Here is a 19,454-nt window from a genome sequence, read left to right on the forward strand (position 1 = left end):
AAGCGCACATCGCAGTCCTGCTAAACTTGCCATTCAGCCCCGCGCGCCTACATTCCATCCCATAGGAAAGGATTGCCCTGCAATGCGCGACGATAACGACAATTCGAACCCGGAACCGGAAGGCAATGGTCCCAACCCGTGGATCAAGAGCCTGCTGGTATGGGGCGGAATTTTCCTCGGCCTGCTGCTGGTCGTTTCCATGTATGGCGGAGGCAGCTCTGCCTCCGGCACGCAATTGCTTTATTCGGACTTCAAGGAAAAGGTCGCCGAAGGATCGATCAAGTCGGTGGAGATCGCCAATGATCGCATCACGGGCCTGACCACCAGCGGCGAAGCTTTCAACACCGTTCCCGTGCCGGACGACACCACGCTGACCCCGCTCCTTGAAGAGAACGGCGTCGAGTTCTCTGGCAAGGAAGCCGATAGCGGCAACCTGCTGATCTATGCGCTCATCAACATTCTGCCGTTCCTGCTGATCCTCGGTATTGCGTTCTTCGCCTTGCGCCAGGTGCAGAAGGGCGGCGGCGCTGGCGGTGCGATGGGTTTCGGCAAATCCAAGGCCAAGCTGCTGACCGAGAAACAGGGACGGGTGACCTTCGCCGATGTCGCCGGGATCGACGAAGCGCGCGAAGAGCTGGAAGAGATCGTTGAATTCCTAAAAGATCCCAGCCGCTTTTCGAAGCTGGGTGGCCAGATTCCCAAGGGCGCTTTGCTGGTCGGGTCGCCGGGTACCGGTAAGACGCTGCTTGCACGCGCCATCGCGGGTGAGGCGGGCGTGCCCTTCTTCACGATCTCAGGCTCTGACTTCGTTGAGATGTTCGTCGGCGTCGGCGCCAGCCGCGTGCGCGACATGTTCGAACAGGCCAAGAAAAACGCACCCTGCATTCTCTTCATCGACGAAATCGATGCGGTTGGCCGCAGCCGCGGACACGGTCTGGGCAATTCGAATGACGAGCGCGAGCAGACGCTGAACCAGCTCCTGGTCGAAATGGACGGCTTCGAAGCCAACGAAGGCATCATCATCATCGCGGCGACGAACCGCCCCGATGTGCTCGACCCTGCACTGCTTCGTCCGGGCCGCTTCGACCGTCAGGTCGTTGTCCCCGTGCCGGATATCGAAGGCCGCGAGAAGATCCTCGCCGTGCATATGAAGAAGCTGCCGCTGGCACCCGATGTCAATCCGCGCACCATCGCGCGCGGTACTCCGGGCTTCTCGGGCGCCGATCTGGCAAACCTCTGCAACGAGGCAGCTTTGCTGGCTGCGCGCCGCAACAAGCGGCTTGTCGCCATGCAGGAATTCGAAGACGCCAAGGACAAGGTCATGATGGGCGCGGAACGCCGTTCGATGGTCATGACCGAAGACGAGAAGAAGATGACTGCCTATCACGAGGCGGGCCATGCCCTCGTCAGCCTCAACGAACCGGCATCCGATCCCATCCACAAGGCGACCATCATTCCGCGTGGTCGTGCGCTGGGCATGGTGATGCGCCTGCCGGAACGCGACAGCTATTCCTACCACCGCGACAAGATGCATGCGAACCTTGCCGTGGCCATGGGCGGCCGTGTGGCCGAGGAAATCATCTTCGGGCACGACAAGGTGTCTAGCGGTGCGTCGGGCGATATCCAGTATGCGACCGACCTTGCCCGCAATATGGTCACCAAGTGGGGCATGAGCGACAAGCTCGGACCGCTCCAGTACGAACAGAGCCAGGAAGGCTATTTGGGCATGGGCCAGACCGCGCGCACCATGTCGGGCGGCGAGACCAACAAGCTCATCGATGAAGAGATCAAGCGGCTGGTCGAGGAAGGTCTGGCCCGTGCCAAGGACGTGCTGACCGATCAGGAGGACAAGCTCCACCTGTTGGCCCAGGCCATGCTCGAATATGAAACGCTGACCGGCGACGAGATCGACCAGCTCATGAAGAATGGCAAGATCGATCGCCCGAACGAACCGAAGGGGCCGGTATCGGTTTCCCAGCCTGGCGGAAGCACGGTTCCCAAGGCCGGAAAGAAGTTCGGCGGCACAGGCGAAGGGGCTCCCGCAGGAGCCTGAACGCCAGCGCTGAAGAAATCAGGGCGCCGCACGGGAAACCGTCGGCGCCCTTTTTGCGTTGTCCACCCATACCCAGAGGCGCCGAACGCGCCACTTCATGAGGATACGACTATGAAACGCCTGATTGCCACTGCACTTGCCGCTGCCACGCTGACCGGCCTTGCTGCCTGTTCCGAACAGACTCAGGCCGATGCGTCCAAGACGGCGGAACTTGCCGGTGACGATATCGAGGCCAATGCTGCCGTAGTCGGAGAGGTGATCGAAGACGGCACGAAAAAGGCTGCCGGCGCAGTCAGCGAGGGGGCCGCCAATCTCGAGCGCAATATCGAGGAAGGCGACAAGGAAACCCCCGGCCCGGCACCCATTTTGGGCGACGAGCTGAACCGTGATCAGGCAGACGCTGAGAATTAAATCAGAACGCGCCGATTACCAGCAACAGGTTCAGGAACAGGATGGCCACGATGTTGATGAAGATCAGCAAAACGGCAAGCCGCCAGAATGCGGAGAAACGCGAAAGCGAATAAGCGCCGCGTAACTGCTTGTAGATGTGAATAGGCGGAACGAAGGTAAACAGGGTCGCCCGGATCCATCCGGGCGCACCTGCCTTTATCAGCAACGACAGCACGATGAAGAACAGCGACATGAAGGCGATCGAATAGGTCACGAAGATCGCGTGGTCGTAGGCGCGATAGCCCGGCTTCCATAGAAACAGCAACCACACGAACGGTATCGAGATAGGGATCAGCAACCAGCTGAATTTGTAGCCGTTGGCCTGCAGCTTGTAGAGCATCAGGCCGGGATTACTGTTCCATTTCTCGATCACCTTGTCGATGAAGGCGATGTCTGTCTTGATGTCGGTGACGCTGGTGTTCACTTTCACGATGTCGCGTTCACGCAGATCGTGAAATTCGGCGAGGTTGCGCTCGGTCGTGGCGAGTTCATCTTCGAGTTCGGCCCGCTCTTCCTCGGCGGAAGCTATGTCATCCTCCAATCCGGCAAGTTCCGCCTCGCTGGCCGTCGACCTTTCCTCGGTAAGTTCTGCCAGTTCCGCAGATGTCTCCGACAACCTGATCCGAATGTCGTCGCGATCGCTCGCCATCCTCTCCTCGATCTCACCAAAGGTGTTGGCGATGCTCGCATCTGTCATAATATTCGTCGGGGCCGTAAGTCCTACCACTTGGAACACCGCGAACATGAGGAAGACCGTGAAGAGGAACAGCGCCATGGGCGATACGAACCGCGCCCGTTCGCCTTCGATATAGCGCCGCGTAAGCTCCCCGGGTTTGAGCGCGAGCTTGGGTAGCGTCTTCCAAGTCTTGCCTTCGAAATGCAGCGCGCCATGGAGGAGATCGTGCATGAATGCGCCGATCGTGCGGTGGAGATGCGCTTTCTGGCCGCAGCTGTGGCAGTGCGAACCGATCAGCTCGGTACCGCAATTGAGACAGGCTCCTTCGGCGAAATGTCCGTCTTCAAGATGTTCGTCGCGTGTCCGGTCGTCGATCGCCTTGGCGAAAAGTCCGCCTTCCACTGCCGTGCCCAACGCATCACCAAAATCGCTCATCGAGACCCCCTTGCGACTTGAATGCCCTTAATGGAACTGCCGCTCAAGACCAATTGTTCTGCTTATCTCTTGCAGTTCCATTCGCGGCTTGCGAATAATAAGGTGATGGATACCATCGGTCCTTCCGCAGAATTTGTCGGCTTTGGCGTTGTTGCCGCAGTCTTCGGCCTTTTCGCGCTGATCGAATTCGTGTCGCCGAAGCGCACGCCGTTGCGGGGACGGCGCTGGGTAACCAATCTTCTGCTGTTCGGGATCGATACGCTGTTGGTCCGCCTGGCGGTGCCACTGTTGATGGTGGGCACGGCCGCACTGGCGGCAGAAAGGGGATGGGGTCTTTTCAACTGGGTAACTCTTCCGCCCTGGGCCGGTGTCATCGCCGCGATCGTCGCACTCGATCTGGCGCTCTATCTTCAGCACTGGGCAACCCACCGGGTGCCGCTCCTCTGGCGCCTGCACAAGGTCCATCATGCGGACCCGTCGTTCGACATCACCACCGCAGCCCGCTTTCACCCGCTGGAAATCGGGTTCAGCATGCTGTTCAAGATGGCGGTCGTCGCAGCGCTCGGCCTACCGGTGTTCGGGGTGTTCCTGTTCGAAGTGGTGTTCAACATCGCGACGCTCTTCACCCACGCCAATTTCTCGCTCCCCAGGGGCGTGGAGCGCCCTTTCCGAGCATTGCTCGTCACGCCCGACATGCACAGGATCCACCACTCGTCCTTCCGCCGCGAGACCGACAGCAATTACGGGACGCTACTGTCAGGCTGGGACAGGGTCTTCGGCACCTATGTCGGCGATGCTGCCAAAGGGCAGGACGGGATCGAGATCGGGCTGAAGGCCTATCAGGACGAACGCCCCCATCGTCTGGGCTGGAGCCTGCTGCTGCCGTTCAGGGATTAGGACGCCTCGGCCTGATCGAGGAACATAAATAGAACACGAACGTTGGTTTGGCAAAGGAGACATGCATCATGACTGCTACCATGCCGAACGAATACCCCAAGTCCGATCCCGTATCGAATGCCGAAAAAGATCCCGAGAACTGGGCTACCGGGGATGAGCGTATGACCGGCGCGCAGGCCAGCTACCTCAAGACCCTGTCGGAAGAGGCCGGCGATCCCGAAGCCTATGACCCCGAACTGACCAAGGCCGAAGCGTCCCAGCGTATCGACCAGCTACAGGCGAAGACCGGCCGGGGCCAGTGAAGCACCCGCAACGAAAAAGGCCGCCCCATCGGGAGCGGCCTTTTTCTTGACTGCAATGCTGTAGAGATCAGCCCTCGTAATCGGACCCGATCGAGGTCGAGCGGGCCGGCGCGGATGCCGTGATCCGCAGAGCTTCGGCCGACTGGCTGAGCGAGCCGACTTCATCCATCTCGTCATCGTCATCCGGCAGGATTTTCTGCAGATTGGTGACGGCTGCTTCCTGCAGGTCCTTCGGCTTCACCGTCTGCTCGGCGATCTCGCGCAAGGCAACGACCGGATTCTTGTCACGGTCGCGTTCGAGAGTGATCTCCGCACCGCCGGAAATCTCGCGTGCCCGCTGGGCAGCCAGCAGGACGAGATCGAAACGGTTGGGGACCTTGTCTACACAATCTTCGACGGTAACGCGCGCCATGGGCACTCCGATGCAATTAAATTCGAGAATCTCGGAAAGCGCGTCAGATACGGATCGAGGGCGATCAAGTCAAGGATTTGCGCCATGTGCCGGGCACGCTAAGGCTTGCAGTACATGGCAGATACAGCAACCGCAGCCCAGACCACGCACTTTCGCGACCCGCCGCCGTTCGAGGTGCGCGCGCAGGGGCAGTCCCTCACTTTCTATCCTGCGGGAAAAGATCGCCGTCAGGCGCTGATGGATCTGGTCCGCTCGGCCAGGACGACGCTCGACGTCTGCTTCTACATCTTTGCCGAAGACAGTGTCTCCGTGGAGTTGAGAGACGCCCTTTGCGACGCAGCGAAACGGGGCGTGAAAGTGACGCTGATCATCGACCGCTTCGGCGCATCGGCCAGCGATGAATTCCTCCAGCCTTTCGTCGAAAGCGGCGGTACATATCTGTGCTTCAGCCCGCGCTGGTCGATGCGCTACCTCATCCGCAATCATCAGAAGATGGTCATCGCGGACAATGAACGCGCCATGTTCGGCGGCTTCAACATCGAAGACGATTATTTCGCGCCGCCGGAGAGAAACGGCTGGAACGACATCGGCATCCGCATCGAAGGCGACGCGGTCCAGGGCCTGAGCGACTGGTTCGGCCGTCTGCACGACTGGACGGACGATGACGACGCCCATTTCAGGGAGATCAAGAAGACCGTCAGCGACTGGGAATGGACATCGCAGGATGGCCATGCCCGCTGGCTGGTCGGCGGGCCGACCCGGGGCCTATCTACCTGGGCGCGGTGCGTGACGCAGGATTTGAAGGAGGGCGAGAAGCTCGACATCTTCATGGCCTACTTCTCACCCCCCTATACGCTGCTCAAACGGATCGCGCGCGTGGCGAAGAAGGGACAGACACGGTTGCTGATGGCCGCCAAGAGCGACAATGGCGCGACGATCGGCGCGACCCGTTCGCTCTATTCTTATTTGCTCAAGCGCGGCGCGAAGATCTGGGAATTCTCTCCGTGCAAGCTCCACACCAAGCTACTCGTCCTCGATGACGCGGTTTACGTGGGCAGTGCCAATTTCGACATGCGCAGTCTCTATCTCAATCTGGAGATCATGCTGCGGATCGAGGATAGGGCACTTGCCGAACGGATGCGCGACTTTGTGACCCGGCATATCGAGGCTTCGGAGCATATTACGCCTGAACTGCATAAGAAGCGTGCAACCATCTGGAACAGGATCCGCTGGTGGGCCGGCTGGGTGCTCGTCTCGGTGATCGATTATACTGTCGCGCGGCGAACCAATCTGGGCTTCTGATACCGACAAGGAACATTCGCCCCATCAAAGGCGTAGGCTGCGAAAAGGAGATTTCGATGAGGACCGCCATTCTTGTTGCTGCACTCCTGGGCGTGAGCGCCTGTGCAGAGCCGATCGAAGACCGCGAACCAGCGGATACCGAACCGTTGGCTCCGGCTACAAATGTTCCGGCGATAACGCCAAGGGTCGCGCTGGTGCCCGGCGTGATTGACGATAATCTGCGACGCGAACGCAATCTCATGGGCGAACTGGGCTGTGTCTTCCGCCGCGGTCAGGAAACCCTGTTCGCGGCCGTCGCCAATTCGGCAAATATCGAAAGCGCAGAAGGGCTTGTCGTCATTGATGGGCAGCCCATCGAAGTCGAGATGGACGGGTCCGGCGGATACAACTCGCTCCAGTCCGCCGCCAGCTTCACCGGGGACAATGGCATCGAAGTCGAGATTGCCGTTTCCGAAGAAGCCGAAATCCGCGAAACGCCCGCCCCGGCAACCGGGCCCGCGCCGATGGAGGCGACTATGACGTTATCGCGCGATGGGCAACAGGTCTCCGTGGAAGGCCGCTACGAATGCGGACCGCAGGCGGACGCCTGATTTACTCGTAATCATCCTCGTATCCGCCGCGCATTTCGGGCGAGGTGAACTTGGTGAACTCGCTCTGGAACAGCAGCGGGACATTGCCGGTCGAGCCATGACGCTGCTTGGCCACGATCAGGGTCGCGCGGTTGACCAGCTCGAGATGGCGGGCCTCCCAATCCGCATATTTCATGCGGACTTCCTCGCTGCTGGTTTCGTCCGGCGTGTCGGGTTTCAGGGCGTTGTGATAATATTCGCCGCGGAAGATGAACCAGACCATGTCGGCGTCCTGCTCGATCGAGCCGGATTCGCGCAGGTCGGAAAGCTGCGGGCGCTTGTCCTCGCGCTGTTCCACGGCACGGCTTAGCTGTGACAGCGCGATGACCGGAACATGGAGTTCCTTGGCCAGGGTCTTGAGACCGCGGCTGATTTCCGAGATTTCGTTGACGCGGTTGTCGTTTGCGCGGCCCGAGCCCTGTAGCAGTTGAAGATAGTCGACGATGACCAGCCCGATGTCATGGCGGCGCTTCAACCGCCGCGCACGGGTGCGCAGTGCGCCGATGGTGAGGCCGGGCGTGTCGTCGATATAGAGTGGTAGTTCGTTCAATTCCTGGCTGGCGAAAGAAAGCCGCTGGAACTCCTCCTTGCTCAAGCGGCCCGAACGCAGCTTTTCCGAGGAAATTTCCGCCGTTTCGGCCAAGATACGCGTGGCCAGCTGGTCCGCGCTCATTTCCAGGCTGAAGAAGGCAGTCGCCGCGCCAGGGCTCTCGCCGGTTTCGATGCCGAGCTTGTGATCGTCCATTAGCCGGCGCGCCGCGTTGAAGGCGATGTTGGTCGCCAGCGAGGTCTTGCCCATGCCGGGACGCCCGGCGAGGATGATGAGGTCGGAATTGTGGAGGCCGCTGGTCTTGTCGTTGACCGTTTCGAGGCCCGTCGTCTTGCCTGAAAACTTGCCGCCGGAATTGATCGCGGCTTCGACCATCTTCAGCGCGCCCAGCGCGGCCGTGCGGAAGTCCTGCGCCTCGCTGCCGGTCGTCGCCCCTTCGGCGACCTTGTAGAGATCGGCTTCGGCCTTGCTGATCTGGTCCATCGGCGCGACTTCTTCCGATGTGTCGAGCGCGCTTTCGACCAGATTGCGGCCCACGGTGACTAGTTCGCGCAGCAGTGCGAGATCGTAGATCTGTTCGGCCAGCTTGCCCGTCGCGAGCAAGCCCTGCCCATCGGCGGTCAGCTGGGCGAGATAGGTCACGCCGCCCAGTTGCTTCAGCGCTTCGTCGCTTTCGAAATACGGCTTCAGCGTAACCGGCGTGGCGACCGAATTGCGGTCGATCAGCTTGTGGACCCGGTCGTAGATGCGCTGGTGGACCGGTTCGTAGAAATGATGCGGCTGCAGCGGCGTATTGAGTTCCTGCACCACCTGATTGTCGATCAGCACTGCGCCCAGAAAGGCGGCTTCGGCCTCCACATTGCTGGGCAGGGTCTGGCCCTGTTTCTGATTTTCTGAAGTCGAATCAGTCGCTGGGAAGAGAAGGTCAATGTCGGCCATGGCGGGGTTATGGAGCAAATTGGCTGGCGATTGAACCGCCGCCGAAAGGCCCGATGCGGACAGCCCTGTGGAAGGATCAGCCAAAGTTCGACCTTGCCCCGCTTGACCGCAGTTGCGAAAGCAGGCTGGCATCATGAGCGATTCAACCACCCCTGCCGGCGACCAGCGTATCGCGAAGATCGACCTCGACGAGGAAACGATCATCTGGCGCAATGCCGATATCGAGCAGGAGCGGCGCATCGCCATCTTCGATCTTATCGAGGAAAACAGCTTCAAGCCCGTGCGCGCTGCCGAGCGGGGGGCGACCGGGCCTTATCACCTGACACTGGCGGTGCGCGATGGGCGTCTGCTTATGACGATCGCCGATGCGGACGACCAGCTGGTGGAAGAACTCCTCCTGGGCCTGGCCCGGTTTCGCCGTCCGATCCGCGAATATTTCGCCATCTGCGACAGCTATTATCAGGCGATCCGCAAGGCCACGGCGGGAGAGATCGAGACGATCGACATGGCGCGGCGCGGCGTCCACAACCGAGCGGCCGAACTTCTGCTGGAGCGGCTGGAAGGGAAGGTCGAGACCGATTTCGCCACGGCTCGCCGCCTGTTTACGCTTATCTGCGTTCTGCACATCAAGGGCTGACCGGACATGGCGAAGCGCAAGACGGGCCGGATCGGCCTCCTGTTCAAGCTGCTCCTCGTCCTCGCGCTGATCGGCGCTGGCGCGTGGTTGTATCTGCAGCACGAGCGCAGCGGCTGGCGCCCCACCGACGAGGAATATCCCGACCAGGGCGCCTTGGTCGGCGAGGATGACGGCGCAGTCGATTTCAAAGTGCTGAAAGGGCTCGGCGCCAGCTTCGTCTATCTCGAAGCCAGTCGCGGGGCGCGCGGCAAGGATGCCAATTTCTCCCGTAATCTGGGCGCAGCGCGCGAAGCGGGGCTGCAGGTGGGCGCGGTCCATCTGTTCGATCCTTGCGAAACCGCCGACGGGCAATCCGCCAATTACGTGACCATCGTCCCGCGCGATGCGGACCTTTTGCCGCCCACGATCCGTCTGTCGCGGCTGGCCGACGATTGCCCCGAACGGGTTTCGGATGCTGCGGTGCAGAGCGAATTGCTGACTCTCGTCAACCAGATCGAAGCGCATACCGAAGCACCCGTAGTGCTGTCTCCGAGCGAGCGCTTCGAGGATCGCTATCGGCCCGCCCGGAGGCTGGAGCGGTCGCTGTGGCTGGACGGGGATGGGGAAGAGCCGGTCTATGCCGGCAGGCCGTGGACGGTCTGGACCGCAAATTCCGTCTATGCGAGCCCTGCGGCCGAGAAGCCCTTGCGCTGGCTGGTCGTGCGCCCATAGAGGCGGTCCATGACTGAAGACGATCTGATCGCAGCCGCCCGCGAGGCCGCCGAAAATTCCTATTCGCCCTATTCGGATTTCGCCGTGGGCAGCGCGCTGCTTTTTGCGGATGGCCGCGTGGTGACCGGCACCAATATCGAGAATGCGAGCTATGGCCTCGCGCTGTGTGCCGAAACGGTGGCGATCTCGAAGGCCATGGCCGATGGCGTGCGCGGCGGGCTGGAAGCGGTGGCCGTGACCGGACCGCTGGACAAGGGGGGCGGTGCGCCGATCACGCCATGTGGCCGTTGCCGGCAGGTACTGAATGAACTGGCGCAGCTTGGCGGGACCGATCCGCTCATCCTGTGCGTCGGTGCGGAGGAAACGCGGCGGGTGAAGCTCAGCGAATTGCTCCCCCACGCGTTCGGCCCGGCGAGCCTGGACTAACGGCTCTTTTACCATCCACGTTTAGGATGGCGGCAGCGCATCGGGCGCCGGGAGATACACCATGAAATTCGTCCATCTTGAATCGCGCGGCGGCAATTACATGGTTGTCGCCAGCAACGTCGCCTGGCTCCGGATCGGGGAGAACGGGCAGACGTTGGTCGGGATCGTCGGCGGCCAGCCCTTGCTGGTGACCGGAACTCCCGAAAGCGTGGCGGCCAAGCTCATGGCGGACACCGGCGCCTAGGATTTCGCCTTTCCTTCTCAGCGCTCCAGTACAGCTCATCGCGCTGGCTCTTATAGCCTTGCCTCGCTAGGGACCTGCGTATGATCGACAGGCGAACCGCCCTAGGGACCTTGGCAGGCGTGCCGCTGGCTTTGGGCTTTCCGGCGCAAGCAGCCGCGCGGGACCGGAAACGGGCGCGCCGGATTAGACTGGGCGATACGGTGGGTCTCGTCGCCCCGGCCAGCGCGGTTTCGCCGGACGCGATTGCCGCCAGCCAGCACATGATCCGCGGCATGGGCCTCACTCCCAAGCTGGGCGCAAATGCGGCGCGCACCGACGGCTATCTCGCCGGCACCGATGCGCAGCGCGCTGCCGATCTCAACGCCATGTTCGCCGATGACCGGGTCGCGGCCATCTTCGCCATTCGCGGGGGCTGGGGCGCGGCGCGGCTGCTGGAAATGCTCGATTGGGATATGATCCGCCGCAATCCGAAGCTGGTCATCGGCTATAGCGACATCACTTCGCTTCACCTTGCTATCGCCGCGCGGACCGGTTTCCCCACTATCCACGCGCCCAATGCGAGCAATTCCTGGCCGAAAGCCAGCTGGGAAAGCCTGTGGCGGCTGGCCTTTACCGGTGAAACGCCGGTGCTTGGTATGGGTGAGGGGGGACCATCAGGCCGCACTATCACACCGGGGCGGGCGAGAGGCCGGCTCTTGGGCGGCAATCTGACGGTACTGTCCACGCTGATGGGAACGCCGTGGGTGCCGGATTTCGGCGGCGCCATCCTGTTCCTGGAAGACGTCAACGAAGCGGAATACCGCATCGACCGGATGCTCCAGCAGCTGGAGCTGGCAGGGATTTTGGGAAAACTATCAGGAGTGGTCTTCGGGCGGTGCCGCGCCTGCGCCACTGCTGAACCCGACTATGCCGGCCTGACCTTGGACGAGGTCCTTGACCGGCATCTGAAACCGCTCGGTATTCCCGCATTCGCGGGGGCCAATATCGGCCACCACCGGGGGCAGTTGAGCCTGCCCCACGGCGGTGAAGTGGAAATCGATGCTCAGGAGCGCACGATCACGCTCCTGAAACCGATCGTGGGCTGACGGCTCAGACGCCTTCGTTTTCCAGCCATTCGACCAGCGATGCCAGACAGTCGCGCGCCAGCATCTTGCAGCGCTCGGGGCTCCAGCCCTGTTCCGGCTCGGGATCGGCCTTGTTGTCCTTATAGGGCATTTCGAGCGTCATCGAGGTCGCGCCGAACCGCTCTGCCACCTGATTGGTGCTCATCGACAGATTGGCCTTGCCCGGGGAAGACTTCACATAGCCTAGTTCGGTCTGGAAATCGGTGGTCCGGCGATTGAGGATGCGTTCGAAGCTGTAATAGCGTTCACCCTGCTCGTCGGTCCAAGACGGGATGCCTTCGAAACCAGCCAGGAAGCTCACGGGAATGGCCTCATCGGCATGGACGTCCATCGCGAAGTCGACGCCGGTCTTGTCCATGTGGTTGCGGATCGCCAGCACTTCGGGGCTGCGTTCGGCGCTGGGGTTTTCCCATTCGCGGTTGAGATTGGCGCCCGCCGCGTTCACGCGCAGATTGCCGCGCTTTGAACCGTCGGGATTGCAGTTCGGCACGATGTGCAGACGACATTTCTGGCGCAGGCGGCGCCCGACGCTGTCGGCGGGATCGGTCAGCACTTCGAGCGCGCCTTCCATCCACCATTCGGCTTGCGTTTCACCGGGATGCTGACGGGCATAGAGCCACACGTTGAAGCTGCCGTCGCCCATTTCGAGGCAGTCGAGCGGCTGCCCGTCGAGCGTGGTGCCGAGATGCACGTGGTCCACGCCTTCCGAGGCTGCCGCTTCGGCGACGAGATCGAAATGCCGTTCCATCGAATAGGGCGCGAAATAGGCGAAATAGGCGATGTCGCTGGCGGGCGTATAGCGGATGGTCAGCGTGCCGCCTTCTTCGTCCTTGTCATAGGAGGATGCGGCGCGGCCCCAGTAATCGCGATCTTCCGACACGCAGGCATCGTAATCGGGCCAGCCGTCGGGATAGGCGCTGTCGGAAAGCTGGGTGATCTTGAGCACCAGTTCGCGCCCCTTCGCGCCGGAGACGCGGAAGTTGAACCACTGCTTGAATTCGCTGTTCGTATCCAGCGGAATGGCCAGCCGCGCGGTTGCGCCGTCCACCGAAAGGACGTCGATATTACCACTGTCAAACGCGGAATCGATCCGGATATCGCTCACTCGGAAACCTCTACTTTAATTGTCTCGCCATTATTGCCGGGAAATTCTCTGAACAGCGCGGCGGCGAGTGTCTGTGCGTTGGCCTTGCTTTGCGCAAGGGGTGAATTGTCCGCCACACGGAATTCGGCGCGGCCCTCCCACAGGGCCTCGCCGCTTGCCGCATCGCGGATAGTGACTGCCACTTCGGTGCCGACCTTGTCGCGCGCCCCGCCACCCAGATTGATGCCGAGGCCGAGCCCCACGCCCGAGCCGTAGGAGCCGGTGCTTCCGCCAACTCCGACACTGACCGGGGAACGGCGCCCTTCGGCGGTCATCACATAACGATCGACCGAAACCGAGGCCACCTGTCCGGCGCTGGCACGCGCGCTTTCGGAATAGCCGAGCGATCGCAATTCAGCGGCGATCGCCGATTTATACGGCATTAGTGCAAGGCTGTCGGCATCCTGGCCGGGAGCGCTTTCGATGAAGATGGTTCCCTGGCCCAGCGCCGCAGCGCGTTCGGGCGCAACGAAACGGGTTACTTCGACCGGGCCGGGCGCAGTGGCGCAGGCGGAAAGCGATAGGGCGGCGAAACCGGCAAGCAGGAGGGCTGTGTTCTTCATGATACGACCTTTCAGGCGGGGCAGAACGGGGGGGGTGTCAGGGAGGTAACGCCCCAGCAGCCCCGATGCTCCTGCCTCCATCCGCACAGCCCCTTAGTCGATTGCCCTTACCAAATGGTATGCTAGTCCAGCGCCCCATGAGCGATGCGAGAAAAGTGCCGGTGCTGGTCACCGGAGGGGCAGGGTATATCGGCAGCCATGCGGTGCTGGCGCTGAAAGACGCAGGCTGGGAGGTGGCCGTTATCGACAATCTGTCGACCGGGTTCGAATTTGCCATTCCCGACGGCGTACCGCTTTACCGCGGCGATATCGCTGATGCCGAATTGCTGGCGCGCATATTCGCCGAGCAGGGCACGAAAGCGATCATGCATTTTGCCGGATCGATCATCGTGCCCGAATCGGTGGAGCAGCCGCTCCGCTATTACGAGAACAATACGGTGAAGAGCCGTGCGCTGATCGAGGCTGCTGTCGCGGGCGGTGTCGATCATTTCATCTTCTCTTCCACGGCAGCAACCTACGGCGTGCCCGAAACTTCGCCGGTGGCCGAGGATTCGCCCAAGAGCCCGATCAATCCCTACGGATGGTCTAAGCTGATGACCGAGCAGATGCTGGCCGATGCCGCAGCAGCGCACGGCTTCAACTTCTGCGCCTTGCGTTATTTCAACGTTGCCGGCGCCGACCCCGAAGCGCGCAGCGGGCAATCGACCGCCGGGGCCACCCACCTGATCAAGGTCGCCTGCGAGGCGGCAACCGGCAAGCGCGACAGCGTGGCCGTCTTCGGCACCGATTACGACACGCCCGACGGGACCGGTGTGCGCGACTATATCCACGTCAGCGATCTGGCGAATGCGCATGTGCTGGCGCTGGAAGCGCTGATCGAGCAGCCGCAGCGTTCGCTCACCATGAACTGCGGCTATGGCAGGGGCTTCTCTGTCCTCGAAGTACTCAACGCGGTGGACCGCGTGACCAATGCCACGATCGAGCGGCGGATGGAGCCGCGCCGGGCGGGCGACCCGGCCGAACTGGTTTCCGATCCGGGCCGCATCCGCGCCACCCTGCCGTGGCGGCCGCAGCATGACGATCTTGGCACGATCATCGAACATGCCCTGCAATGGGAGCGCCGGCTGTCCGAAATTCGGGGAAGTGCTTGACCAGAATCACCCGCGTGGCTATCGGGCGCGCTTGAATTCGGCGCACCGGACCCTACTTCCGGTGCGTATTTATTTGATCAGAGAGAACCGATGAAGATCCGCAACAGCCTCAAGTCGCTCAAGAGCCGTCACCGTGATTGCCGCGTGATCCGTCGTCGCGGCCGCACCTATGTCATTAACAAGACCAACCGTCGCTTCAAGGCTCGCCAGGGCTAAGCTTCGGCTTCGCGGGACCTGTCCCGCAATTGTCTAACGATCGGCCCGGCTCCCGATGGGAGTGCGGGCCGAACGCATTTGGGAAGGATAAAGGCATGCGGCACGATCCGGTCGATGCGGTGGTCTTCGATGTAGGGCGGGTGCTCTATCACTGGGACATGCGCCATCTCTACGAAAAGATGACGAGCGATTCCGAGCGGCTTGAAACCATTCTGGGCGAAGTCGTGACCGAGGAATGGCATTTTCTTCATGATGCCGGCCGGCCGCTGTCCGAAATGGTGCTGGAGCGGATCGCGCTCTTCCCCGATTACACGGCCGAAATCCGCGCCTATGCCACGCGCTTCAACGAAACCATTCCGGGGCCCGTAGAAGGCAGCCACGAATTGGTGGATCGGCTGCATGCGCGTAATGTACCGCTGTTCGCGATTACCAATTTCGCCGCGGAATTCTGGGCCGGCTTCCGCCCTCGGCACAGGATTTTCGACCGGTTCGGGGAAATCGTGGTCTCGGGCGTCGAGCGGATCGCCAAGCCGGACCCGGCGATTTTCGCGCTATCGGCAGAGCGCTTCGGCCATGCACCCGAGCGCATGCTCTTCATCGACGACAATGCGGCCAATATCGAATCGGCCGCGAATTGCGGATGGCAGGTGCACCACTTCACCGGTGCCGACGAACTGGAGGCAGATCTCGTCGACCGGGGCCTGGTCTAGCGCCGACGCAAAAAAGGCCCCGGTCCGGAAACCGGGGCCGGTGCCTCCCCCGATGGAGTGGGAGGCGGGATTTCGGGAAAATCAGCGGTTGCAGCGGCTCAGCTTGTCCGCATCCAGAGCCTCGCCTTCGGTGGTGAAGGCAACGATTTCGCCCAGGTCGCGCTTCAGCTCGCGGCACATGCGTGCGGGGCGCGAAGTGCCCTTGGCTGCCACGCAGCTCGTGCCCTTGCAGGTCCAGGCCACGCCGCCCGCTATGACCGTTTCCTTTTCTGCGGGCGCGGCCAGCTGCACCTGATAATAGGCACCGTCGCGGGCCTGGGCGGGGGCTGCAGTGCCGATCGCACCCAGCGCGCCTGCTGCGCACAGGGCAGCGGCCATGAAGGCGCCGGGTTGGATGGAGCGGGAAATAATCATGATGCAGAAGCCTTTCGCTTGGTCGAATATGCGCAGCGTCGAGCGACGCTGGAATAAAGGTTGCTAATCGCAACGGGTGGCAACGCGCCCTATTTCGATCAGTTGTGATTCGCAACTAACTTCGCAAAGCATTTGGCAACACGCCGTTTTCGGGTAGATAGGTTTCTCAAGAAGGACTTAATTTATGCCCGACATCCGCGAACCCTTGCGCGAGCTGACCGAATGCGGTTTGCCGCAGGCGCTCGAAGTCATGGGCGAACGCTGGAGCTTCATGATCCTGCGCGCCAGCTTCAACGGCCTCCACCATTTCGAGGAATTCCTCAGCGAGCTGGGGATCGCCCGCAATATCCTGTCCAACCGGCTCGCCAAGCTGGTCGAGCATGGCATCCTGAAACGGGATCCGTGCCCCGACGATCGCCGCAAGATCGAATATCGGCTGACTGAAAAGGGGCTGGACCTCCTCCCCGCGATGATCGCGCTGCGGCAATGGGGTCAGAAATACGGTGAGCAGGTGGTAGAAAATCCCGTGCTGGTCGACGAGCGCGACCGGCTGCCGATCGGTCCGACCTCGATCCTCAGCCACGATGGCCGCATTCTCGGCCCGCAGGACCTCCATCTGGTGGAGCGGGCCAACCTCGGCCTTCGTGCCGATGGCACTACCTCGACGCCCGGGCCGGGGCTGGACCGCGGCGCAGTGGTCGACATCGAGACGCTTCGCAAAAGGCGTGATGCGGCCTGAGCGGCCCCTGATCTGCCCGTGACCGGCACGCCGGAAACCACCCCCGACGGCCGTTACATCATCGTGCGCGGACGGCTGTGGCGCACCAGCAATCCGGCGCTTTCCGAAGGCCAGCGCGAATCGCTCGTGAAGCGGCTCATGGATGCGCGCCGCGCCGTCGCGGCGGCGAGGCGCGTAAACGACCCTGCGGCGGAGAAGCTGGCGCGCGGCAAGGTGCATGCGGCCAAGGTGGAACTGGGCGAAAGGGGGCCCGTCTGGTGGTCCGACGGCGCGCCCGATTACAATCGCCATCTGCTAAAGAATACGCCCTATGCCGATGCGGCGCAGGCCGCGGGCCCGGCAGACGGCGATTCCCGTCCTTAAGGCCGATGGTTAACGCATTCTTGAAAAAGTGACGTCAAATCCGGCTCTGACGGTGTGACGTCATCGTTAAAAACATCGAAACACCTTGCTGCCATACCCTGTCGAGAATCGGGGCACATGCCTGCTTGAGCCGGATAAAAACGTGATCGAAATCGAAGTTCAGAACGAAACGCACCAGACGCAATTCCGTATCAAGTCGCTGACCGTGCCACGCATCGGCGAAGGTCTTCGCCTGAAGGAACCCGACGGCACCTGGGCGAGCTACGACGTGCTCGACGTCTGGTACCAGCAGGCCGATTACGGCGAAGTCTGGGTCCCCTATCTCCATGTGAAGACGACGCCTGCAGACGGCGGAGTGTCCATGGCACCGGCACCGACCACCCAGGAAATGCCCAACCAGGCGATGCCCATCGCCGATTTCCTAGCCAAGTTCGAAGGCGACCACGAGCACGAGACGGTGAAGCTCAACCTGGATTTGGGTGAAGAGGGCTGAGGCCAACACGAATTATCCGCTGACACCCCAGTCGGCCAGGCTTCGAATATGACTGGGGCGTAAAACAGCGTCAGTCTGCCGCCGAAGTTTCGAGTTTCGTCCGTAGCGCGGTCAGCACACGTCGTGTCGCCTGAAGGTCCTCGACAGCGAAATCCTGCGCCAATGCTTCCAAGCGCGGACCATAGAGACCGATTGCGGCATCGTATGTCTCCTGTCCCTTGGACGTCAGAACAACGAGTTGAGCCCGCTTGTGATGCGGGTTTGGCTCGAACGAAACCAGTCCGTCCTTCTCCAAGTCGTTCACGATCCGCTGAACATTCTGGCGGTTCGCCCCCAGATCCCGGGCCAGCCATGCCACGGGCTGCGCCCGATCGGCCTGTACGATCGCCCCGAGAATCTGCCACCGCGCACTGGTCAGGCCGAGCGGCGAAACGATCCGGTCGCCCCAGGCGAGCGTCGCGTTGTTGGCCCGAAACATGGCAAGGATAACGTCAGTCAACGTTTCTGCTTTCGATCGCGGATATTCAGTGGGCATATGACACCTTCCATTTATATTGACATCATCATGTCAAATATGCTTCATAGCGACACTACCGCAATGAAGGACATGTGGACATGAAAAAGCTGGTTCATCCCATTGCGGGCGCAATCGCGCTGCTGACGATCGCAAGCTTCTGGCTCTCGACACTCATCAGCGAACTGTCCGGCTCGACGGAGGCGGTGGTGGCCGTCAAAACAGCAATTCCGTGGGGTTTCCTGCTATTGATACCCGCTCTTGCAGCTGTAGGCGGAACCGGGTTTTCACTGACCGGAGGGCGGGCCAAAGGGCTGGCCGCTCCCAAGCTGAAGCGCATGCCTGTGATCGCAGGCAACGGATTACTCATTCTGGTCCCCTCAGCCTTGTTCCTCGCATGGAAGGCTGGTGCCGGGGAATTCGATGCTGCGTTCTACGGGGTGCAGGCGATCGAGCTGGTAGCGGGCGCGGCAAACCTGGTGCTTCTTGGCCTCAACATGCGAGACGGGCTGAGAATGACTGGCAGGCTGAGGGTTCGTCCTCGAAGCGCGCAACGGTGAGGGCGGCCCGCGCCACAGGAGGTGCTACCCCGGGCGGTGTTCTGCACTGGTCAACGGCGGACCGTTATTCCGCTGCCCGTTTGCGCACTGCCAAACCGTTTTGCCGCGGCTGCATCGTCAAGTAGCTCGGCGCGCAGGAAGGCGATGAGAAGGTCCACCGCCTCATCGTAATGGGGCTGTCCGCCATAGACGAATTATGCGACGCGCCGTCGACGACGAGAAGCGTCCGCTCGCCCGCCGGCAGACACTCGAAATAGGTGACGTGGCTTTGCGGGTCGAGGGCGAACGGTTCCACCGTATCCGCGGTACCCGTAATCATCAGCGTGGAACCGCCACCGTCTCCTGCGCCCGAAAAAAATGGGGCGGAAAGGTCCGCCCCACCTCAAAAAACCGCTCAATCAGTCGCTCGAAGGAACACAAGCTGTGGGATGAAGATTACAAATGTCTGGGAAGTCAATGCCTCCACCGCCGGCGCCACCGCCACCGGCTCCATTCCCGCCATGGGGTATGCCCTCACAATAACGCTCGACGAAGAGGCCAAATGCATCAGAATACGCAACAGATCCGAGCGGACCAAAAAGTTTCGCATATTCGCGCGCACTCGCTTGGCATTGTGCGTATTCCGCGTTGGTAGCTGAAGACGGGGCAGAAAGCGCGAAAGCAAAGCCAGCAGCTATAAAGAAAAAAGACTTTTTCATTAAGCATTCTCCTCAAACTAGATGATTCTAGGAATGAAAAGTCACACAAATATCGTTATAGCGCAAATAGATTTATAAAAGCTGCATTTCACCCAGGAAAAG

Annotated in this window: 27 protein-coding genes; 18 read left to right on the forward strand and 9 right to left on the reverse strand. The window is 61.3% G+C overall.

Features of this window, described 5'->3' with window-relative positions; genetic code table 11:
- Positions 1 to 82: 82 nt before the first annotated feature.
- Both ftsH and ACI2I1_RS14600 read left to right on the forward strand, forming a co-directional pair.
- Positions 83 to 2,053, forward strand: coding sequence for an ATP-dependent zinc metalloprotease FtsH (ftsH, locus tag ACI2I1_RS14595; protein WP_221543422.1), 1,971 nt, complete (start codon positions 83 to 85; stop codon positions 2,051 to 2,053).
- 111 nt (positions 2,054 to 2,164) lie between these two features.
- Positions 2,165 to 2,464, forward strand: a complete 300-nt coding sequence (locus ACI2I1_RS14600; protein ID WP_224812385.1) for a hypothetical protein — start codon at positions 2,165 to 2,167, stop codon at positions 2,462 to 2,464.
- Position 2,465: 1 nt separating this feature from the next.
- Here ACI2I1_RS14600 and ACI2I1_RS14605 read toward each other — a convergent pair whose 3' ends face one another.
- Positions 2,466 to 3,614 carry a DUF3667 domain-containing protein gene (locus tag ACI2I1_RS14605; RefSeq protein ID WP_404679714.1) on the reverse strand — a complete coding sequence of 383 codons (1,149 nt, stop codon included), beginning with the start codon at positions 3,612 to 3,614 and terminating at the stop codon, positions 2,466 to 2,468.
- Positions 3,615 to 3,719: 105 nt separating this feature from the next.
- On the opposite strand from ACI2I1_RS14605, the gene ACI2I1_RS14610 reads away from it, so the two are divergent.
- Positions 3,720 to 4,511, forward strand: a complete 792-nt coding sequence (locus ACI2I1_RS14610) for a sterol desaturase family protein (RefSeq protein ID WP_404679715.1) — start codon at positions 3,720 to 3,722, stop codon at positions 4,509 to 4,511.
- Between the two features lie 68 nt (positions 4,512 to 4,579).
- Positions 4,580 to 4,813, forward strand: coding sequence for a DUF3072 domain-containing protein (locus tag ACI2I1_RS14615; protein ID WP_404679716.1), 234 nt, complete (start codon positions 4,580 to 4,582; stop codon positions 4,811 to 4,813).
- A 67-nt stretch (positions 4,814 to 4,880) separates the two neighbouring features.
- On the opposite strand, the gene rpoZ is transcribed toward ACI2I1_RS14615, so the two are convergent.
- On the reverse strand, positions 4,881 to 5,225 hold the full coding sequence (gene rpoZ / locus ACI2I1_RS14620) for a DNA-directed RNA polymerase subunit omega (protein ID WP_221543418.1): 345 nt from the start codon (positions 5,223 to 5,225) through the stop codon (positions 4,881 to 4,883).
- Positions 5,226 to 5,339: 114 nt separating this feature from the next.
- On the opposite strand from rpoZ, the gene ACI2I1_RS14625 reads away from it, so the two are divergent.
- Both ACI2I1_RS14625 and ACI2I1_RS14630 read left to right on the forward strand, forming a co-directional pair.
- Positions 5,340 to 6,527 (forward strand): phosphatidylserine/phosphatidylglycerophosphate/cardiolipin synthase family protein, encoded by a 1,188-nt coding sequence (locus ACI2I1_RS14625; protein ID WP_404679717.1) that lies wholly within the window; start codon positions 5,340 to 5,342, stop codon positions 6,525 to 6,527.
- A gap of 56 nt (positions 6,528 to 6,583) precedes the next feature.
- Positions 6,584 to 7,117, forward strand: a complete 534-nt coding sequence (locus tag ACI2I1_RS14630) for a hypothetical protein (RefSeq protein WP_404679718.1) — start codon at positions 6,584 to 6,586, stop codon at positions 7,115 to 7,117.
- 1 nt (position 7,118) lies between these two features.
- Here ACI2I1_RS14630 and ACI2I1_RS14635 read toward each other — a convergent pair whose 3' ends face one another.
- On the reverse strand, positions 7,119 to 8,645 hold the full coding sequence (locus ACI2I1_RS14635) for a replicative DNA helicase (protein ID WP_404679719.1): 1,527 nt from the start codon (positions 8,643 to 8,645) through the stop codon (positions 7,119 to 7,121).
- A 133-nt stretch (positions 8,646 to 8,778) separates the two neighbouring features.
- Here ACI2I1_RS14635 and ACI2I1_RS14640 point away from each other — a divergent pair, with 133 nt between their 5' ends.
- From ACI2I1_RS14640 to ACI2I1_RS14660, 5 genes are all read left to right on the forward strand, one after another.
- Positions 8,779 to 9,282 (forward strand): UPF0262 family protein, encoded by a 504-nt coding sequence (locus tag ACI2I1_RS14640; protein WP_221543414.1) that lies wholly within the window; start codon positions 8,779 to 8,781, stop codon positions 9,280 to 9,282.
- A gap of 6 nt (positions 9,283 to 9,288) precedes the next feature.
- Positions 9,289 to 9,993 carry a glycoside hydrolase family 25 protein gene (locus tag ACI2I1_RS14645; protein ID WP_404679720.1) on the forward strand — a complete coding sequence of 235 codons (705 nt, stop codon included), beginning with the start codon at positions 9,289 to 9,291 and terminating at the stop codon, positions 9,991 to 9,993.
- A gap of 9 nt (positions 9,994 to 10,002) precedes the next feature.
- Entirely contained in the window at positions 10,003 to 10,419 is a 417-nt protein-coding gene (locus tag ACI2I1_RS14650; RefSeq protein ID WP_404679721.1) for a cytidine deaminase, read from the forward strand.
- A gap of 61 nt (positions 10,420 to 10,480) precedes the next feature.
- Positions 10,481 to 10,663 (forward strand): hypothetical protein, encoded by a 183-nt coding sequence (locus ACI2I1_RS14655; RefSeq protein ID WP_221543411.1) that lies wholly within the window; start codon positions 10,481 to 10,483, stop codon positions 10,661 to 10,663.
- An 80-nt stretch (positions 10,664 to 10,743) separates the two neighbouring features.
- On the forward strand, positions 10,744 to 11,748 hold the full coding sequence (locus ACI2I1_RS14660; RefSeq protein WP_404679722.1) for an LD-carboxypeptidase: 1,005 nt from the start codon (positions 10,744 to 10,746) through the stop codon (positions 11,746 to 11,748).
- 4 nt (positions 11,749 to 11,752) lie between these two features.
- On the opposite strand, the gene ACI2I1_RS14665 is transcribed toward ACI2I1_RS14660, so the two are convergent.
- The gene (locus tag ACI2I1_RS14665) at positions 11,753 to 12,892 is read right to left on the reverse strand and encodes a M14-type cytosolic carboxypeptidase (protein ID WP_404679723.1); all 1,140 of its coding nucleotides are present in this window, start codon (positions 12,890 to 12,892) and stop codon (positions 11,753 to 11,755) included.
- Positions 12,889 to 13,494, reverse strand: coding sequence for a DUF4136 domain-containing protein (locus ACI2I1_RS14670; protein WP_404679724.1), 606 nt, complete (start codon positions 13,492 to 13,494; stop codon positions 12,889 to 12,891). The genes ACI2I1_RS14665 and ACI2I1_RS14670 overlap by 4 nt, the downstream gene beginning before the upstream one ends.
- A gap of 137 nt (positions 13,495 to 13,631) precedes the next feature.
- On the opposite strand from ACI2I1_RS14670, the gene galE reads away from it, so the two are divergent.
- The 3 genes from galE (at position 13,632) to ACI2I1_RS14685 (ending at position 15,571) form a co-directional block, all read left to right on the forward strand.
- Positions 13,632 to 14,645, forward strand: a complete 1,014-nt coding sequence (gene galE, locus ACI2I1_RS14675) for a UDP-glucose 4-epimerase GalE (RefSeq protein ID WP_404679725.1) — start codon at positions 13,632 to 13,634, stop codon at positions 14,643 to 14,645.
- A gap of 90 nt (positions 14,646 to 14,735) precedes the next feature.
- Entirely contained in the window at positions 14,736 to 14,861 is a 126-nt protein-coding gene (ykgO, locus tag ACI2I1_RS14680) for a type B 50S ribosomal protein L36 (RefSeq protein ID WP_006833921.1), read from the forward strand.
- Between the two features lie 95 nt (positions 14,862 to 14,956).
- The gene (locus ACI2I1_RS14685; protein ID WP_404679726.1) at positions 14,957 to 15,571 is read left to right on the forward strand and encodes an HAD family hydrolase; all 615 of its coding nucleotides are present in this window, start codon (positions 14,957 to 14,959) and stop codon (positions 15,569 to 15,571) included.
- A gap of 81 nt (positions 15,572 to 15,652) precedes the next feature.
- Here the strand turns inward: ACI2I1_RS14685 and ACI2I1_RS14690 are convergent, their stop codons facing one another.
- On the reverse strand, positions 15,653 to 15,985 hold the full coding sequence (locus ACI2I1_RS14690; RefSeq protein WP_404679727.1) for a CC_3452 family protein: 333 nt from the start codon (positions 15,983 to 15,985) through the stop codon (positions 15,653 to 15,655).
- Between the two features lie 184 nt (positions 15,986 to 16,169).
- Here ACI2I1_RS14690 and ACI2I1_RS14695 point away from each other — a divergent pair, with 184 nt between their 5' ends.
- The 3 genes from ACI2I1_RS14695 to ACI2I1_RS14705 all read left to right on the forward strand — a co-directional run bounded on the left by ACI2I1_RS14695 (position 16,170) and on the right by ACI2I1_RS14705 (position 17,580).
- Positions 16,170 to 16,724, forward strand: coding sequence for a helix-turn-helix domain-containing protein (locus tag ACI2I1_RS14695; RefSeq protein WP_221543404.1), 555 nt, complete (start codon positions 16,170 to 16,172; stop codon positions 16,722 to 16,724).
- An 18-nt stretch (positions 16,725 to 16,742) separates the two neighbouring features.
- A complete protein-coding gene (locus tag ACI2I1_RS14700) occupies positions 16,743 to 17,087 on the forward strand; it encodes a hypothetical protein (RefSeq protein ID WP_404679728.1) in 345 nt (114 codons plus the stop codon).
- Between the two features lie 142 nt (positions 17,088 to 17,229).
- Positions 17,230 to 17,580, forward strand: coding sequence for a hypothetical protein (locus ACI2I1_RS14705; protein ID WP_224812369.1), 351 nt, complete (start codon positions 17,230 to 17,232; stop codon positions 17,578 to 17,580).
- Between the two features lie 70 nt (positions 17,581 to 17,650).
- On the opposite strand, the gene ACI2I1_RS14710 is transcribed toward ACI2I1_RS14705, so the two are convergent.
- The gene (locus ACI2I1_RS14710; RefSeq protein ID WP_404679729.1) at positions 17,651 to 18,079 is read right to left on the reverse strand and encodes a MarR family winged helix-turn-helix transcriptional regulator; all 429 of its coding nucleotides are present in this window, start codon (positions 18,077 to 18,079) and stop codon (positions 17,651 to 17,653) included.
- A 116-nt stretch (positions 18,080 to 18,195) separates the two neighbouring features.
- On the opposite strand from ACI2I1_RS14710, the gene ACI2I1_RS14715 reads away from it, so the two are divergent.
- The gene (locus ACI2I1_RS14715) at positions 18,196 to 18,654 is read left to right on the forward strand and encodes a hypothetical protein (RefSeq protein ID WP_404679730.1); all 459 of its coding nucleotides are present in this window, start codon (positions 18,196 to 18,198) and stop codon (positions 18,652 to 18,654) included.
- Positions 18,655 to 18,718: 64 nt separating this feature from the next.
- Here ACI2I1_RS14715 and ACI2I1_RS14720 read toward each other — a convergent pair whose 3' ends face one another.
- Positions 18,719 to 18,973 (reverse strand): hypothetical protein, encoded by a 255-nt coding sequence (locus tag ACI2I1_RS14720; RefSeq protein ID WP_404679731.1) that lies wholly within the window; start codon positions 18,971 to 18,973, stop codon positions 18,719 to 18,721.
- Positions 18,974 to 19,052: 79 nt separating this feature from the next.
- Positions 19,053 to 19,352, reverse strand: a complete 300-nt coding sequence (locus tag ACI2I1_RS14725) for a hypothetical protein (RefSeq protein WP_404679732.1) — start codon at positions 19,350 to 19,352, stop codon at positions 19,053 to 19,055.
- Positions 19,353 to 19,454 lie beyond the last annotated feature (102 nt).

Source organism: Qipengyuania sp. NPDC077563 (genome assembly GCF_044901345.1).
Classification (GTDB): Bacteria; Pseudomonadota; Alphaproteobacteria; order Sphingomonadales; family Sphingomonadaceae; genus Qipengyuania; species Qipengyuania aestuarii.